Here is a 16,800-nt window from a genome sequence, read left to right on the forward strand (position 1 = left end):
ATCCGGAAACGGCGTCAGGTGCTAGGTCTGCAAGCTAAGGCCGGCACGGCGGCGCCCGCTCCGTTACGTCGGTTCCTGAGACGGATCGGCATTCCTGCTGGGCAAAACCATGGGCGTGCCAGACCTGCCTGACCCGCGCCGCCCTCACCGCATAGCCCTGCCAAATCCGGGCCGCTTGCGCCTCCCTGCGCACGTCGCTATCGCGGCACCGGTCCCGGAGGAGAGACATGGCGCGTCTAGTGATGAAATTCGGCGGCACTTCCGTCGCCAATCTCGACCGTATACGCCGGGTGGCCAAGCGCGTGGGCGTGGAGGTCGCCAGAGGCTACGACGTGATCGTCGTCGTCTCGGCCATGTCTGGCAAGACCAACGAATTGGTGGGTTGGGTCGGCGAGGCCGGAGGCGCGCTGCATGACGCGCGCGAATACGATGCCGTGGTCTCCTCGGGCGAGAATGTTACGGCGGGGCTTCTGGCGCTGACGCTTCAGGGGAACGGGATTGACGCCCGCTCGTGGCAGGGCTGGCAGGTGCCGTTGCGCACCAATGCCGCCCATTCGAGCGCCCGGATCGCGGAGATTCCGACCGCCAACCTCGATGCAAAATTTGCCGACGGCATGAAGGTGGCCGTGGTGGCGGGATTCCAGGGAATCAGCCCCGAGGGCCGGATCACCACACTGGGCCGGGGCGGGTCGGACACGACCGCCGTGGCCTTTGCGGCCGCCTTCGGTGCGGAGCGTTGCGACATCTATACCGACGTGGACGGCGTCTACACGACCGATCCGCGCATCACGTCGAAGGCACGCAAGCTGGACCTCATCGCCTTCGAGGAGATGCTGGAACTTGCCTCTCTGGGGGCCAAGGTGCTGCAGACGCGGTCGGTGGAGCTTGCCATGCGGTACCGGGTTCGGCTGCGCGTGCTGTCGAGTTTCGAGGAAATGGACGAGAACGCAGGGACGCTGGTCTGTGCCGAGGAGGACATCGTGGAAAGCAACGTGGTTGCGGGCGTGGCGTTCAGCCGCGACGAGGCGAAGATGACGCTGGTCAGCGTGGCCGACCGGCCGGGCGTATCGGCGGCGATCTTCGGGCCTCTGGCCGAGGCGGGCGTGAATGTCGACATGATCGTACAGAACATCGCCGAGGACGGCCGGACGGACATGACGTTCTCGCTGCCGGTCGATCAGGTGTCGCGCGCGCAGGTGGCGATGGAGGCGGCCAAGGCCGACGGGACGGTCAACTTCCACGACCTGATCGCCGACGAGGGTGTCTCGAAGGTCTCGGTCGTGGGGATCGGGATGCGGTCGCATGCCGGCGTGGCCGCGCGGATGTTCAAGGCCCTATCCGACGAGGGGGTGAACATCAAGGTAATCACCACGTCGGAGATCAAGATCTCCGTCCTGATCGATCGCAAATACATGGAGCTGGCCGTGCAGGCGCTGCACGATGCGTTCGAACTCGAGGTGGCGCGCGCCTGATCCCTTCGGGACGCGAACCGGGCCAGGCGTTTCTCCTCCTCGATTTGATCCTCGCTGTTCCGGCATCGCCCGCGGGGCGGTAACGCGGCGCATGGCCACCGTCAGACTTGTTTCTTGTCGAGGCTGGGGCCACGATCAGCTCCCGCTCGGGCTGATCGCAACCCGAGGCCGACCTCACGCCGCCGATTGCCGCGCATCAGACGGACTCTCCGCGCCTGACCCGGATCATCGCCTCTCCCCATCCGTGCACGGCTCCGCTATGGGGGTGCCGGACGAGGATGGGGGCCGCGATCGTGCCAGCGCCGAACGACAGTGACAGCCGACGGCTCCTGCGGCGGCTTCAGGCCGTCATGGCCGAGGAGGCGCAAGGGCAGGAGCGCCTCGACCGCATCGTGGAACTCGTCGCCACCTCGATGTCGACCGAGGTCTGCTCGATCTACCTGCACCGCGACGTTGAGACGCTGGAGCTTTGCGCGACGCGGGGGCTCAACGCGGAATCGGTGCATGTGACGCGGATGCGCGTGGGCGAAGGCCTCGTGGGCCGGGTCGCGCGCCGCCGCGCGCCGCTCAACACCGCCGATGCGCCCGGAACGCGCGGCTTCCGCTACATGCCCGAGACCGGCGAGGAGGTCTTCTCCAGCTTCCTCGGCGTGCCGGTGCAGCGGCTGGGCGAGCGGCTCGGCGTGCTGGTGGTGCAATCGAAGGACGCGCGCGAATTCACCGAGGACGAGGTTTACGCGCTCGAGGTCGTGGCCATGGTCCTCGCCGAGATGACCGAGCTCGGTGCCTTCACCGGTGAGGGCGAGGCCCTGCGCCCCCGCCACAAGGAGCAGGTGCTCCTGCGCGGCGTCACCGGACAGGAGGGCGCGGCCGAAGGGGTCGTCCACCTGCACGACCCGCGCGTGGTCATCACAAATCCCGTCTCCGACGATCCCGAGGGCGAGATGCTGCGGCTTCACGGGGCCGTGGACGAGCTGCGTATTTCGGTGGACCGGATGCTGTCCGCCGCATCGGGCGACCGTGCGCAGACCGAGGTGATCGAGGCGTTCCGCATGTTCGCCTATTCGCGCTCGTGGCTGCGCCGGATGGAGGACGACATCAATGCCGGCCTGACCGCCGAGGCCGCCGTGGAAAAGGAGCAGACGGCCACCCGCGCGCGCATGAACGGCGCGGAGCCTTATCTGCGCGACCGTCTGGCCGATCTCGACGATCTGTCGAACCGGCTGTTGCAGATGCTGACGGGCCAGGGTCCCGACCGGGCCGTCCTGCCGGACAATGCCGTTCTGGTCGCGCGCAATATCGGTCCGGGGGAATTGCTCGATTACGGGCGGCGGCTCAAGGGCGTCGTGCTGGAGGAAGGATCCGTCGGCAGCCACGCAGCGATCATCGCGCGGGCCTGGGCCATTCCGCTGGTGCTTCAGGCGCGCGGCGTGACGATCGAGGCGCTGTCGGGCGATCCGATCCTGGTGGATGGCGATCAGGGTGTCGCGCATCTGCGCCCCGACGAAATGGTGCGCTCCGCCTTCCGCGAGAAGCTCGCCATGGCCGAGCGGGACCAGCAGCGTTACGCCTCGATCCGCGAACGGCCCTGCGTGACGCGCGACGGCGCCCGGATCGCGTTGTTGATGAATGCGGGACTGATGGCCGACCTGCCGTCGCTCGTCTCCTCGGGGGCGGAAGGCGTGGGGCTGTTCCGCACGGAGCTGCAGTTTCTTACCCGAAACAAGGTGCCCCGGCGCGGCGAACTGGCCAGCCTCTATGCCCGCGTGCTCGACGCCGCCAACGGCAAGGCCGTGACGTTCCGGACGCTCGACATCGGATCGGACAAGGTGCTGCCCTACATGAAGGCGACCGAGGAGCCGAACCCGGCGCTTGGCTGGCGGGCGATCCGGGTGGGGCTCGACAAGACGGGCGTGATGCGGATGCAGCTTCAGGCGCTGCTGCGGGCGGCGAATGGCCGGCCGATGGACATCATGTTCCCGTTCATCGCGCAGCTCGAGGAATTCCTGGAGGCCCGCGCCCATCTGACGCGCGAGATTCACCGCGAGACGTCGCTCGGCCACGTCCTGCCGGCCACGATCCGGGTGGGCGCAATGCTGGAGACGCCGTCGATGGCATTCGCGCCGCGCACGTTCTTCGAGGCGGCGGACTTCATCTCCATCGGCGGCAACGACCTCAAGCAGTTCTTCTTCGCCGCCGACCGCGAGAACGAGCGCGTGCGCCGGCGCTACGACACGCTCAACGTCAGCTATCTGTCGCTGATCGAGCAGATTGTCGGACGCTGCGACGAGACCAAAACGCCCCTGTCCTTTTGCGGGGAGGATGCCGGCCGCCCCGTCGAGGCCTTGTGCTTCGCGGCAATGGGCCTGCGCTCCCTGTCGATGCGGCCGGCGAGCATCGGGCCGGTAAAGAACATCCTGCTGAAATCCGACCTGTCCGAAGTTCGTACCGTGATCAACGCCGCCCGCGAGGCGGGAGAGCAATCGGTGCGCGGCGCGGTGATGGAATATCTGCGCGGCCGCTAGCGCACCGTTTCCTGCGCCAGCCGCAGGCGCGCGACAATTTCATGCGCGTCCGCCTCTCGTTGATCGCGCAATGCCGCGCGGACGAAGGCGAGGTGATCGGCCACGGCCTCGCGCGCGGCGTCGGGGTCGCGCATCTGGATCGCGGTGTTAATCGCCCGATGCTGGTCGAGAAGGGCGGCGCGGGTCGTGTGCTGCCGGAACATCACAGCACGATTGTAGAACACGCCCTCCCGCAGCAGGTCGATCATCGAGCGCATCATGTGAAGCATGACGACGTTGTGGCTCGCCTCGACGATGGCCATGTGGAACTCGGCGTCGAGCCGGGCCTCTTCGGCGGCGTCGGGGCCCTCATGCGCGGCCTCCATCCGCCGAAAGATCGCGGCGATCAGCGCGAGATCCGTGTCGGAGCCCTGACGCGCGGCGCGGGCGGCGGCGATCCCCTCCATGTCTTGCCGAAACGAGATGTAGTCGAGCAGCGCATCCTCGTGGCGCGCAAACAGCCGCGTCAGCGCAGGCGAGACGGCGTGGCCCAGAACGTCGGACACGAAGATCCCCGCCCCCGCCCGCGTCTCTAGCAGCCCCTGCGCCTGAAGCTCCGCCACCGCCTCGCGCAGGCTGGGACGGGAGACGCCCAGCCGTTCGGATAATTCCCGCTCCGGCGGCAACCGGTCACCGGCCCGCAAAACCCCCTGCAGGATCAGATGCTCGATCTGCCGCACGACGGCGGCGGCAAGCCTTTCGGAGGTGATCTTCTGGAACGGCATCGGGTCTCCGCGCGGAAATCGTCGGGAAGATAAGGCCATGGCGGAGGATGGGCCAGATGCGATGACACCCGGCCGCGCATCCGTCAGCCGCGCGCGGTAAGGCCGAGCAGCGCGCGCGCCTGCTCCGGCGTGGCGACGGGCCGATCGTGACGCTGCGCCACCTCGACCGTCCGGCGCACGAGTGCGGCGTTCGACGGGGCAAGCGTGTCGCGATCCAGCCGCACGTTATCCTCCAGCCCGGTTCGCGCATGGCCGCCCGCGGCAATGGCCCATTCGTTGAGCTCGAGCTGGTGTCGCCCGATCCCGGCGGCGCACCACGGCGCATCCCCGAAGAGGTGCCGCTTGGTGGTGAGCATCGCGTCGAAGGCCACGCGGTCAGCCGGCATGGCGTTCCGCACGCCCATCACGAACTGGCAATAGGGCCTTTGCGGCAGGCGTCCATCCGCATGCAGCGCGGCCGCCTGAAACAGATGCGAAAGATCGAAACACTCGATTTCCGGCACCACCCCGTGGGCGGCCATCTCGGCGGAGAGCCAATCGACCAGGTCCGGCGGATTCTCGTAAACGCGCGTCGGAAAGTTGTTCGACCCGACCGAGAGCGAGCACATGTCCGGCCGCAACGGGATCATCCCGCCCCGCTCGCGCCCCGCCCCCGACCGCCCGCCGGTCGAAAGCTGCACGATCACGCCGGGGCAATGGCGCTCCAGCCCCTCCTTGAGGGCGGCGAAGCGGTCGGGATCCGATGTCGGCGTCTCGTCGTCATTGCGGACATGGGCGTGGATGATGGACGCGCCGGCCTCGAAGGCCTCGTGGCTGGATTCGATCTGTTCGGCCACGGTGACGGGCACGGCCGGGTTGTCGGATTTGCGCGGCACCGAGCCCGTGATGGCACAGCAGATGATGACCGGATCAGACATCGAGAAACACCGTCTCGTTGTCGCCCTGCAGGTAAATATCCATATGAAACCCCTCCGGCGTGGTGCGCGCGATCATCGTCCCGGCCCGCTCACCCGCAAGCCGCAGGACCGAATCGGCGGCGTTCGCCTCCGCCTCGTCGTCGAAATAGGCGCGGGTATGCAGGCCGAGATTGATGCCCCGCGCGACGATCCAGAGCGACAGATGCGGCGCCTGTCCGTCGACCGCGCCCGGCTTGATCGTGTCGAAGCGGAATGCCCCCGTCCCACCGTCGGACGGTTGCCGCCCCCAGCCGGTGAAGCCGTTCGAGGGGCCATGATTTCCCTGCCCGTCCGCCTGCCAGACCTCGATCAGCGCGTCGCATAACGGGGCGCCCTCGCCGTCGAACACCGCGCCGGTAAAGGCGATGCGCCGCCCCGCCGGCTCTCCCGTCACCATGACGGAGCCGGGATCGACGCCGCCATACATGTCCTCCAGCCCCGCGAAGGACGGCACGCAGCCGATGTGAACGTAAGGCCCGGCCGTTTGCGACGCAGATTCCTTCAACACCATTCAGGTCCCCTCCATCCGGTTCTCGAAGATCGTCGCGTCCCGCCCGCGCAGGACGATGTCGAAGCGGTAGGCGCGGATATCCATCGGCACCGTCGCTTCCATGTCCAGCCGCGCGACCAGCCGGTCCACGGCATCCGCGCGCGGGATCGACTGCACGATCGGACAGAGCGGAATGTGCGGATCGCCCTCGAAATACATCTGCGTGATCAGGCGCTGCGCGAAGCCGTCGCCGAAGACCGAGAAGTGGATATGCGCCGGCCGCCAATCGTTCCCGCCATTGGGCCAGGGATAGGGGCCCGGCGCGACCGTCCGGAAGGCATAGGCCCCGTCCGGTCCGGTCACGCAACGCCCGCAGCCGCCGAAATTCGGGTCGAGCGGGGCAAGATAGCCGTCCTTCTTGTGGCGGTAGCGGCCGCCCGCATTGGCCTGCCAGATCTCGATGAGCTTGCCCGGCACCGGGCGCCCCCCTTCATCCAGAAGGCGTCCGTGGACCACAATGCGCGCGCCCTGCGCCGTCTCACCGGGGCGGGCGTAATTGATCAGGAGATCGGCATCGTCCGGCCCGATGCCGTCCTGCCCGAAAACCGGCCCCGTCAGCTCGCTCGCTGTATGGTCGAAACGCAACGGTGCATGCCGCGGTGCGCGCAGAACCGAGGAGCGATAGGCCGGGGCCAGCGCCGGGGGGTGCCAGTCACGGTCGCGGGGGGCGATTTCGGGAAGGGTCACATCACATCTCCAGCGGCAGGCCGACGTAATTCTCCGCCATGCTGCGCGAAGCAGCCTCGGATTGCCGGATATACTCGAATTCCGCGCGCTGCATCTTCTTCTCGAAGGGCGAATGTTCGGGAAACTGGTGCATGAGCATCGAAAGTTGCCACGAAAACCGCTCCGCCTTCCAGACCCGCGCGAGGGCGATCTCGGAGTAACGGTCGATCAGGTCCGTCTCCCCCGAGCGATAGCGCCGGACAAGCCCGCGCGCCAGCACGCGCACATCGCCAACGGCGAGGTTCAATCCCTTGGCACCCGTCGGCGGCACGATGTGGGCGGCGTCCCCCACGAGGAAAAGGTTCCCGTAGCGCATCGGCTCGGCCACGAAGGAGCGCAGGGGCGCGATGGATTTCTCGAAGGACGGGCCGGTCTGCAGCTCCGCAGCGGTTTCGGGACCGATCCGGCGGCACAACTCCTTCCAGAAGCGGTCGTCGGACCAGTCATCCACATCGTCCGACAGGTCGCATTGTATGTAGTAGCGCGACCGCGTCGCGGATCGCATCGAACAGAGTGCGAAGCCGCGTTCGTGATTGGCATAGATCAGCTCGTGGCTGACCGGCGGTCGTTCGGTCAGCACACCGAGCCAGCCGAAGGGATAGACCCGCTCGAACGTCCGCAGCACGTCCGCGGGAATGGCCTTGCGGGAGACGCCGCGAAACCCGTCGCAGCCGGCGATGTAGTCGCACTCGATCCGCACGGACCGCCCCTCGTGGCGCAGATGAACGACCGGGCGGCGCTCCTTCAGGTCGGTCGGGACCACGTCGTCCACCCCGAACAGGAAGGTCTGCCCGTCCGCGACACGCTGCGCGAAAAGATCCTTGGTGACCTCGGTCTGGCCGTAGACCATCACCGTCTTCCCCGTCAGCCCGGCAAGATCGATTCGGTGGCGATCGCCGTCGAAGGCGAGATCGAAGCCGGAATGGGGCAGCCCCTCCGCCATCATGCGCGCGCCCGCCCCGGCCTCGACCAGCGCGTCGACGGTTCCCTGCTCCAGCACGCCGGCCCGGATACGCGCCTCGATATGGGTGCGGGTCTGGCGGTCGACGACGATGGAGGAGATGCCCTCCTGGGCAAGCATCTGCGATAGGAGCAGACCGGCAGGCCCTGCCCCGATGATGCAGATTTCGGTGGTCAGGGTGCGGGTCACGGGCGTCTCCGGCTCGGAAAATGTGCAAAGCGGCGCGGGGGCATGGCCGGGCATTCGCCCGCAAAGGCGGCAAAGGTCATCTCGGCGATCCTGAGTTCGGCCGACACGGGCCTCTTCCCGGCGCGTTCGGCCACAATCTGTCTCCCGTCGCGCCGGCGCGCAATGGACAGCCGGCATCGATCATTGCACTATCCGACCATGACGGACCGAAAACCCGGATACGCCGCGGCACGGTCGGTGCCGACTTATGAGCTCTACGGAGAATTGCTGTCGGGCATTTCCGGCGATCCCGTCCATCACGAGGCGATCCGCGACCGCAGCCGTCGTCACGGCTGGACGATCCAGGCCCACCGGCACGAGAACCTCGCCCAGATTTTCGTCTTTCACAGCGCTGGCGTGACCTTCCGCGCAGGCGAGCTGGAGCACCGGACGACCGGCGCTGTTGCCCTGCTGGTGCCTGCCGGTCTGCCCCACGCCTTCCGCTTCGACGAGGGCGTCGCGGGCGATGTCGTCAGCCTGCCCTTGTCGGCGTTGCGGCCGGAAATTCGGGACATGGTCGCAGGCGGCAGCCCGTTTCTCCATCCGGGCGGATCGCCCGCCTTCGATGGCCTCGCCCAGATGGTCGCACAGATCGCGCGGCTCTTTCGGGACTACGGGCCCGGTCGCGCGGCCCTTCTGCGCAGCCTCGCCGAAGCCGCGATCCTCTATTTCGGCGTCGACCAGCCGGCGGTCGGAATTGCCGGACCGGACGCGGCAGCAGGGGACCGGACGCGGGACGAGCATCGCGCCTCGGAGTTCTGCACCCGCGTCGAGGAGGCGTTCGCGCAGGATTTGAGCGTCGGTGATTATGCGGCGCTTCTGGACATTTCGCCCACACATCTGACGCGCCTGTGCCGCCACCATCTGGGGATCTCGCCGGCCCGGCTGATCACACAGCGGCGCATGCTGGAAGCGAAGCGCCTGCTGCGCTTCACCCAGCACGGCGTCGCGGCCATCGGGCTCCGCTGCGGCTACAAGGACGCCGCCTACTTCGTCCGCGCCTTCACACGGGAAATCGGGCGCTCACCCGGTCGCTGGCGGGATGAAGCGCGCGGCTGACAGCGGGCGACGGTGCGGGAGGTGTGGCGAAAGGCGAGAAGGATTTGAAGGGATTGTAACGCCAGCCAGTCCAACGTCCGCCTCGTCCAGATCAGCGGCATCGCCCCCGACATGCGCAAGACCATGATATGGGCGATGGGAATGGTCCTCCGATTTATGTCGGCATCCCGGCGGCGCGACCGCCAAAGGTTCCGCACAAGTGCCACGCCGGAGACTACAGGGCCCCTTCCATGCAGGGACCACAAAAGAACGCGCCGGAATTGAAAACGGCCGCACGCCCCCACAGGCGAACGGCCGCTTCCAATTTCTCACCTGCGACTGCTCAGGTGAGGCCCCGGCCAAGTGGCGGGGCCTCCTCCACAAGCGAAGTCGCAATCAGGTGGTCGGCGTGATCACGATCTCGACACGGCGGTTGAGCTGCTTGCCCGCCGCGGTCTGGTTCGACGCGATCGGCTGGCTCTCTCCGCGGCCGATCGGCACCACGCGGCCCGAGGAGACGCCCTGCTCGAGCAGCACTCCGGCCACAGCACGGGCGCGGCGCTCGGACAGATCCTGGTTATAGGCCGCGGAGCCGTCGCTGTCGGTATGACCGATGACCTGCACGGTGGTGTTGGGATATTGCTGCAGGTTGCGGGCCAGCGCGCGGATGTCGCCCTGCAGGTCGGGCCGCAGGTTGGCGCTGTCGGTGCCGAACAGGATGTCCTGCGGCATCGTCACGATAAGCTGCGAACCGGTGTTGTTGATGCTAATGCGGTCGTCGCCCAGCTGCGCGCGAAGGTCGGCGGCCTGACGGTCGAGCCGCTGGCCGATGCCCGCACCGACGAGTCCGCCGATCGCGGCGCCGGCGGCGATTTCGTCCCTCCGGCTGCCTTCGCCCAGAATGGCACCGGCGGCCGCGCCGACGCCCGCGCCGATCAGCGCACCGTTACGCGTGCGGTTCGGTTCGCCCGGCGGCGACTGGACGCAGCCGGCGAGGATGGTGGCGGCGGCAAGGCCGGCGATGAGGGGGGTCCTGATGGTCATGTCTCGTGTCTTCCCGGTGTTGGTTGCGCCATGGGCGCGCGGTCTGGCGGATTTGCGAGCGCAGAGAGATCACGCCCGGTCCACCCGTTCCACCCCTCGCGCATCCGGCCTGGCCCTTGCGCGGGGCTCCGCCGCAGATGAAGCGCACGGGCGGCGATAGGCAATAGCAGTCGCGTGAAAAGCTTAATTCACTCCACTGCGGTTCGCCCGCTCTCCCAAGCCAGAAGCGCGCGCTTGACCGGCAAACCCCAATGGTAGCCCCCAAGCCCCCCCGACTTGCGCAAGGCGCGATGACAGGGGATCAGCCAACTCACTGGATTGCGGCCGACGGCCGTGCCCACGGCGCGGACGGCCTTGGGATTGGCGATGGCCGAGGCGATTTCGCCATAGGTCGTCACGTGACCGGAGGGGATGCGCATCAACGCCTCCCACACCTTGATCTGGAACGGCGCACCGATCAGGTGCAGGCGGGCCTCACCCTCCAGCCGGCCCAGCGCCTCGACGAAGGGCGCGATGGCGGCGCGGTCCTCGTGGTGGGTCGCCTCGGGCCAGCGCGCGGCCATGTCCTCGAGCGCCGCCGCCCGCCCCGTCTCGGCCGCGAAGGCCAACCCGCAGATCCCGCGGTCCGTCCCCATGACCAGCATCTCGCCGAACGGCCCGTCGAACCAGCCATGCCGGATCGTCAGACCGGCGCCGTTTTTGGCATAATCGCCCGGCGACATTGCCTCCCACCGGATGAACAGATCGTGAAGCCGTCCGGTCCCCGACAGACCGGTCTCCATGGCCGTCTCCAGCGTCGAGAACCGCTCCGCCAGCAGCACCTTGGCATGGCCGAGCGTCAGGTATTGCGCGAACCGTTTCGGGCTGACCCCGGCCCAGGCCGAAAAGACCCGCTGGAAATGGGCGGGGCTGAGGTTCATCTCGGCCGCCAGCGCCTCGAGCGAGGGCGGCGCGTCGGCCCGCGCATCGATCGCCGCGATGGCGCGGCGCATCAGCGCGTAATGATAGCGGCTTTCGGTCTCGGCCACGGGAGGTTCGACGGACATCTGCGCAATTCCTTTCCGGGCCGACCCTATCTGCGCCCCACGCCCCGCGCGACCCGGAAGCTGCGGGATCGGCGTCTTGCCCCCCATGTCGCCACGCGCCAAAAGGTGCCTCATGGCCAAGCTCCCTCCACCCCTGCCCTACAACACGCAGCGCGAAATCTTCGCCCGCTTCCAGGCCGCCGAACCCGAGCCGAAGGGCGAGCTGGAACACGTCAATGCCTACACGCTCGTCGTGGCCGTCGCGCTTTCGGCACAGGCCACCGATGCCGGCGTCAACAAGGCCACACGCGGTCTTTTCGCCGTCGCGGACACGCCGCAGAAAATGCTCGATCTCGGGCTGGAAGGGCTGACGGAGCACATCAGGACCATCGGCCTTTACCGCAACAAGGCCAAGAACGTCATCGCGCTCAGCCGCATCCTCGTCGAGGAGCATGGCGGCGAGGTCCCCTCGTCGCGCGCCGCGCTTCAGGCGCTACCGGGTGTGGGGCGCAAGACCGCGAATGTCGTGCTCAACATGTGGTGGGGTCATCCGGCGCAGGCCGTCGACACGCACATCTTCCGCGTCGGCAACCGCACCCGCATCGCACCCGGACGCGACGTCGACGCCGTCGAGCGCGCCATCGAGGACAACGTGCCCGCCGAATACCAGCGCCACGCCCATCACTGGCTGATCCTGCACGGCCGCTACACCTGCATCGCCCGTCGCCCGAAATGCGGCGCCTGCCTGATCGCCGATCTCTGTCCCTACGAAGACAAGACGGTCTGAGTCCGTCTCTGCTTCCCCAATACCTCACGGCGGTCCGGCGGTGTGAACCCCCCGGCGCCCGCCACAAACGCAAAGGCCGCCCCATGACCCAGACCTACGACGTGATCGGCATCGGCAACGCCATCGTCGACGTCATCTCGCACGCCCCCGACATGTTCCTCGGGCAGATGGGGATCGAGAAGGGCATCATGCAGCTCGTGGAGCGCGAACGCGCCGAACTGCTCTATTCCGCCATGTCCGACCGGATCGAGACGCCGGGCGGGTCGGTCGCGAACACGCTGGCGGGGATCGGCGCGCTCGGCCTGTCGACGGCGTTCATCGGCAAGGTCAACGACGACGCGCTCGGCCGCTTCTACGCCGAGACGATGGCCGCCTCCGGCACGGCCTTCCCGAACCCGCCGCGCCCCGCCGACCTGCCGACCTCCCGCTCGATGATCTTCGTCTCTCCCGACGGCGAGCGGTCGATGAACACGTATCTCGGCGCGGGTGCGGATCTGGGACATGCCGACGTGCCGGACGTGTTCGGCGGCGGCGGGATCCTGTTCCTCGAAGGCTATCTCTTCGACAAGGACGAGGGAAAGACCGCCTTCGCGGAGGCCGCCGCCCGGATGAAGGCCGCCGGCGGGCGATCCGCCATCACGATCTCCGACCCCTTCTGTGCCGAACGCCACCGCGACGATTTCCAGCGCCTGATCGCCGAGGACATGGACATCGCCATCGGCAATGCCGTCGAGTGGATGACGCTCTACAAGACGGACAATCTCGACCGCGCAATGGGCATGGCCGCAGAGGTCTGCGAAACCGTGGTCTGCACCCGCTCGGGCGACGATGTCTGGGTCCGGTCCGGCGAAACCCGTGTGGTTGCGCCGGTCACGCGCGCGCAGGTGGTCGATGCGACCGGCGCGGGCGATCAGTTCGCCGCCGGCTTCCTCTTCGGGCTGGCCCGCGGGCACGATCTGGAGGTTTCGGCGCGCATGGGCGTCGTCTGCGCCCGCGAGGTGATCGGCCATGTCGGCCCCCGCCCCGTCGTGGACCTGACCGCGTTGTTCAAGGCCGAAGGTCTTGCCTGACGCCCCCCGACGGCGTGGACCGGCCCCGGCACGCGAGATTCCGCAACCACCCTGAACCTCCACGGCGGACACGCGTGGAGGGCCTCCTCACCAATGCGGCGGGCGCTGATCGGCGAGCGGAACCGTGCCGCCGGAGGATTCCGCCTCCGCCGCCCGCTCCATCAGAAGGCGGACCCGGCGCTCCAAGACGGCGATCTGGTCGGCCTGCCGCACGACCACGTCCGACAGGTCCTCGATCGTCCGGGTCAGGTGAGCGATGCGTTCTTCGAGATGTTCCATGAGGGTCTCCTGACTGGTTTTGCGCCCGGCGCGCGGACGCCCGGCGGGACACGTGGCTTGTGCGCCCGGGGCGCGGGCACTAAGGACGCGGGCGACGAAAAGGACCCGCGCATGGCAAAGAAAGACAAGCCCCGCCGCCCCAAGGCGCAGACGCCGAAGGGCTTCCGCGACTATTTCGGCGCCGAAATGACCGCGCGCAAGGCCATGCTCGACGCGATCGCCGAGGTCTATGCGCTCTATGGATTCGAGCCGCTGGAAAGCTCCGCCGTCGAGACGGTCGAATCCCTCGGCAAGTTCCTCCCCGATGTCGACCGCCCGAACGAGGGGGTCTTCGCGTGGCAGGAGGGCGACGAGGACGGCGACTGGCTGGCGCTGCGCTACGACCTGACGGCACCGCTCGCCCGCGTCTACGCCCAGCACCGCAACGACCTGCCCACCCCCTACCGCCGCTACGCCATGGGCCCCGTGTGGCGCAACGAAAAGCCGGGGCCGGGGCGCTTCCGGCAGTTCTACCAATGCGACGCGGATACGGTCGGAACCGCCAGCGTCGCGGCGGATGCCGAAATGTGCGCGATGCTATGCGATACGCTTGAGCGGGTGGGCATCGCGCGCGGCGAATATAAGGTTCGGGTGAATAACCGAAAGGTTCTGAATGGAGTCTTGGAAGCCGCTGGACTTTGGAATCCAAAAGAGCCTGAAAAAGACGCAGAACGCCGCGGGATAGTCATGCGAGCTATCGACAAGTTCGATCGCTTGGGTCGTGACGGTGTCCTTGCAATTCTCCGCGAAGGGCGGCTTGACGAAAGCGGCGACTACACGCCCGGGGCCAATCTTTCTTTTGAGCAACGCGAGAGGATAATGGTCCTCTTCGGCGATACAAATCATGCGGACAACTTCGCTGCCCTCGATTTCTTTGCAGAGAAGTCTGAAACAGGAAAGCGAGGAGTTGAGGAGCTAAAGGAAATTCACGATTTGCTGCGTGAACAAGGCTACGGCCCCGACCGCATCATCATCGACCCATCCGTCGTCCGTGGCCTTGGCTACTATACCGGCCCGGTCTTCGAGGCCGAACTGACCTTCGAGATCGCCGACGAGAAGGGACGCCCGCGCCAGTTCGGCTCCGTCGCCGGCGGTGGACGCTACGACGATCTGGTCACGCGCTTCACCGGACAGCAGGTGCCCGCCACCGGCGTGTCGATCGGCGTGGACCGTCTGCTTGCCGCGCTGGCCGCCAAGGGGCGGATCGACCGCACCCCGTACGGCCCCGTCATCGTCACCGTGATGGACCGCGACCGGATGGCCGATTACCAATCCATCTGCGCCACGCTTCGCCAGGCAGGAATCCGGGCGGAGGTCTATTTGGGCAACCCCAAGAACTTCGGCAATCAACTCAAATACGCCGACAAGCGCGGCAGCCCCGCCGCGATCATCCAGGGCACCGACGAGGCGGCGCGCGGCGTGGTACAGGTCAAGGACCTGATCCTCGGCGCGAAGATCGCCCAGGAGGCCAGCCTGGAGGAATGGAAAGAGAACCCGTCGCAGACGGAAGTGCCGCGAGACGAACTCGTTCCCTTCCTTCAGAACCTTCTGAAATGATCGAAACCGCCGACCGACGCCGCGCCGCCGAACTGCTCGGGCGGTTCGAGGCGGCCGGCGCGCAGCCGGTCGAGACGGCGATCCTGCAACCGGCGGGCACGCTGCTCGACCTCTATGGCGAGGATATCCGCGCCCGCGCCTTCGTCACCACCGACCCGCTTGCGGGCGAGGCGATGCTGCGCCCGGACTTCACCGTCCCCGTCGTGCAGGCCCATATGGCGAACGGCGCCGCCCCCGCGCGCTACTGCTATGCCGGCGAGGTCTTCCGGCGGCAGGAAACCGACGAGGGCCGCCCGCGCGAATATCTTCAGGTCGGGTTCGAGATCTTCGACGGCGGCGATCCGGCGGCGGCGGATGCGGAGGTGTTCGATCTGCTGCGCGCGGCGTTGGCCGAATGGTCGCCCGTCGCGGCGACCGGCGATCTCGGCCTGCTCATCGCGGCTGTCGAGGGGCTGACCACGTCGGAGCGCCGCCGCACCGCGCTGCGCCGTCATATCTGGCGCCCCGTCCGGTTCCGGCGCCTGATGGAGCGCTTCGCGGGCCGTGCGGAGGTCCGTGCGGAGCGCGCCGCCCTGATCGCGCAACTCGACGATGCGGCGGCGGAGACCCTGATCGCCGGGGCCGGTCCGTTGGTCGGTCTGCGCGGCGAGGGCGAGATCGCGGCGCGCCTGACCGCCCTGCGGGAGGATCGCGAGGTGCCGCCCATCTCCGCGGCCGAGGCGGAGGTGATCGATACGCTCCTGTCTCTCGACACCATGTTGGCCGATGCGCTCGCCCCGATCCGCGACCTCGCTGCCGACCTGCCCGCTCTCGGTCCCGCGGCCGACCGGCTGGAGGCGCGAGCCGAGGCGCTGTCGCGGCGCGGGCATGATCCCGCCACCCTGCCCTTCGCACCCGCCCATGGACGCACCGCGATGGAATATTACGACGGCTTCGTCTTTACGCTGTCCGCGCCCGGACGCCCGGACTTGCCTGCCCTGGCAACCGGCGGGCGCTACGATGCGCTGACGGCGGCGCTTGGCGGGGGCCGCGCCGTGCCGGCCGTGGGTGGCGTCATCCGGCCCGGACTGCTGGGAGAACCCGGATGATCCGCCTCGGCGTTCCCTCCAAGGGCCGGTTGATGGAGCGGACCTTCGACTGGTTCGGCGTCCGTGGCCTGACCCTGTCGCGCACGGGGTCGGACCGCGAATATGCGGGCCGGGTCGAAGGCGCCGATATCGCGCTCGTGCTGCTGTCGGCCGGAGAGATCCCGCGCGAATTGTCGGCGGGACGGATTCATCTCGGCGTCACCGGCAGCGATCTCGTGCGCGAAAAGCTGGTCCGCTGGGACATGCAGGTCGAGACCGTGGCACCGATGGGCTTTGGCCAAGCGGACCTGATCCTCGCCGTTCCCAAGGCGTGGATCGACGTGGACGACCTCGACGACCTCGACGCCGCCGCCGCGCAGTTTCGCGCCATCCACGGCCACCGTCTGCGGATCGCGACGAAATACCACCGCCTTGTGCGGGAATTCCTGCGCGCCAACGGGGTGGCCGATTACCGCCTCGTGGACAGTCAGGGCGCGACCGAGGGCACTGTGCTCAACGAGACGGCGGAGATGATCGCCGACATCACCTCCACCGGCGAGACGCTGCGCGCCAACCACCTGAAGATCCTGTCGGACGGTCTGATCCATTCGAGCCAGGCAACCCTGTTCCGGTCCCTGCGCGCGGATTGGACGGCGGAGGACCGGGCGGAGTTCGATCGCATCGCGCCCCACCTGACCGCGGCGCCCTGATC

The 16,800-nt window shown here is 67.8% G+C and carries 16 protein-coding genes; 8 read left to right on the forward strand and 8 right to left on the reverse strand.

Annotated elements, in window-relative coordinates:
- Positions 1 to 227: 227 nt before the first annotated feature.
- Both JSE7799_RS04880 and JSE7799_RS04885 read left to right on the forward strand, forming a co-directional pair.
- The gene (locus JSE7799_RS04880) at positions 228 to 1,472 is read left to right on the forward strand and encodes an aspartate kinase (RefSeq protein WP_055662615.1); all 1,245 of its coding nucleotides are present in this window, start codon (positions 228 to 230) and stop codon (positions 1,470 to 1,472) included.
- A 278-nt stretch (positions 1,473 to 1,750) separates the two neighbouring features.
- The gene (locus JSE7799_RS04885) at positions 1,751 to 3,997 is read left to right on the forward strand and encodes a putative PEP-binding protein (protein WP_055662616.1); all 2,247 of its coding nucleotides are present in this window, start codon (positions 1,751 to 1,753) and stop codon (positions 3,995 to 3,997) included.
- Here the strand turns inward: JSE7799_RS04885 and JSE7799_RS04890 are convergent.
- From JSE7799_RS04890 to pobA, 5 genes are all read right to left on the reverse strand, one after another.
- Positions 3,994 to 4,761: a FadR/GntR family transcriptional regulator gene (locus tag JSE7799_RS04890; protein ID WP_055662617.1), complete on the reverse strand. Its 768-nt coding sequence runs from the start codon at positions 4,759 to 4,761 to the stop codon at positions 3,994 to 3,996. The two genes, JSE7799_RS04885 and JSE7799_RS04890, sit on opposite strands and share 4 nt — an antisense overlap.
- 83 nt (positions 4,762 to 4,844) lie before the next feature.
- Positions 4,845 to 5,678: a 3-oxoadipate:acetyl-CoA acetyltransferase gene (locus JSE7799_RS04895; protein WP_055662618.1), complete on the reverse strand. Its 834-nt coding sequence runs from the start codon at positions 5,676 to 5,678 to the stop codon at positions 4,845 to 4,847.
- Positions 5,671 to 6,222: a protocatechuate 3,4-dioxygenase subunit alpha gene (gene pcaG, locus JSE7799_RS04900; protein WP_245624803.1), complete on the reverse strand. Its 552-nt coding sequence runs from the start codon at positions 6,220 to 6,222 to the stop codon at positions 5,671 to 5,673. Before pcaG ends, JSE7799_RS04895 begins: the two co-directional genes overlap by 8 nt.
- Before the next feature lie 6 nt (positions 6,223 to 6,228).
- Complete coding sequence (pcaH, locus tag JSE7799_RS04905) at positions 6,229 to 6,954, reverse strand: protocatechuate 3,4-dioxygenase subunit beta (RefSeq protein WP_055662620.1); 726 nt, start codon at positions 6,952 to 6,954, stop codon at positions 6,229 to 6,231.
- A 1-nt stretch (position 6,955) separates the two neighbouring features.
- Positions 6,956 to 8,143 (reverse strand): 4-hydroxybenzoate 3-monooxygenase, encoded by a 1,188-nt coding sequence (gene pobA, locus JSE7799_RS04910; RefSeq protein ID WP_275934884.1) that lies wholly within the window; start codon positions 8,141 to 8,143, stop codon positions 6,956 to 6,958.
- 198 nt (positions 8,144 to 8,341) lie between these two features.
- Here pobA and JSE7799_RS04915 point away from each other — a divergent pair, with 198 nt between their 5' ends.
- Complete coding sequence (locus JSE7799_RS04915; RefSeq protein WP_186201842.1) at positions 8,342 to 9,241, forward strand: helix-turn-helix domain-containing protein; 900 nt, start codon at positions 8,342 to 8,344, stop codon at positions 9,239 to 9,241.
- 375 nt (positions 9,242 to 9,616) lie between these two features.
- On the opposite strand, the gene JSE7799_RS04920 is transcribed toward JSE7799_RS04915, so the two are convergent.
- Both JSE7799_RS04920 and JSE7799_RS04925 read right to left on the reverse strand, forming a co-directional pair.
- The gene (locus JSE7799_RS04920) at positions 9,617 to 10,264 is read right to left on the reverse strand and encodes a YiaD family glycine zipper/OmpA-like lipoprotein (RefSeq protein ID WP_055662622.1); all 648 of its coding nucleotides are present in this window, start codon (positions 10,262 to 10,264) and stop codon (positions 9,617 to 9,619) included.
- Positions 10,265 to 10,452: 188 nt separating this feature from the next.
- Entirely contained in the window at positions 10,453 to 11,310 is an 858-nt protein-coding gene (locus JSE7799_RS04925; RefSeq protein WP_055662623.1) for a methylated-DNA--[protein]-cysteine S-methyltransferase, read from the reverse strand.
- Between the two features lie 112 nt (positions 11,311 to 11,422).
- Here JSE7799_RS04925 and nth point away from each other — a divergent pair, with 112 nt between their 5' ends.
- Together nth and JSE7799_RS04935 are read left to right on the forward strand one after the other, a co-directional pair.
- The gene (gene nth, locus JSE7799_RS04930) at positions 11,423 to 12,076 is read left to right on the forward strand and encodes an endonuclease III (protein ID WP_055662624.1); all 654 of its coding nucleotides are present in this window, start codon (positions 11,423 to 11,425) and stop codon (positions 12,074 to 12,076) included.
- A gap of 83 nt (positions 12,077 to 12,159) precedes the next feature.
- Positions 12,160 to 13,146, forward strand: a complete 987-nt coding sequence (locus tag JSE7799_RS04935; RefSeq protein ID WP_055662625.1) for an adenosine kinase — start codon at positions 12,160 to 12,162, stop codon at positions 13,144 to 13,146.
- An 87-nt stretch (positions 13,147 to 13,233) separates the two neighbouring features.
- Here JSE7799_RS04935 and JSE7799_RS04940 read toward each other — a convergent pair whose 3' ends face one another.
- Positions 13,234 to 13,425: a SlyX family protein gene (locus JSE7799_RS04940; protein ID WP_055662626.1), complete on the reverse strand. Its 192-nt coding sequence runs from the start codon at positions 13,423 to 13,425 to the stop codon at positions 13,234 to 13,236.
- Between the two features lie 111 nt (positions 13,426 to 13,536).
- Between JSE7799_RS04940 and hisS the strand changes: the two genes are divergently transcribed.
- From hisS to hisG, 3 genes are read left to right on the forward strand one after another with little or no spacing between them, the layout of a single operon-like run.
- Positions 13,537 to 15,021 carry a histidine--tRNA ligase gene (gene hisS, locus JSE7799_RS04945; protein WP_055662627.1) on the forward strand — a complete coding sequence of 495 codons (1,485 nt, stop codon included), beginning with the start codon at positions 13,537 to 13,539 and terminating at the stop codon, positions 15,019 to 15,021.
- Complete coding sequence (locus tag JSE7799_RS04950) at positions 15,018 to 16,109, forward strand: ATP phosphoribosyltransferase regulatory subunit (RefSeq protein WP_055662628.1); 1,092 nt, start codon at positions 15,018 to 15,020, stop codon at positions 16,107 to 16,109. Before hisS ends, JSE7799_RS04950 begins: the two co-directional genes overlap by 4 nt.
- A complete protein-coding gene (hisG, locus tag JSE7799_RS04955) occupies positions 16,106 to 16,798 on the forward strand; it encodes an ATP phosphoribosyltransferase (protein WP_055662629.1) in 693 nt (230 codons plus the stop codon). Before JSE7799_RS04950 ends, hisG begins: the two co-directional genes overlap by 4 nt.
- Positions 16,799 to 16,800: the final 2 nt, after the last annotated feature.

It is taken from the genome of Jannaschia seosinensis (assembly GCF_001408515.1).
Lineage (GTDB): Bacteria > Pseudomonadota > Alphaproteobacteria > Rhodobacterales > Rhodobacteraceae > Jannaschia > Jannaschia seosinensis.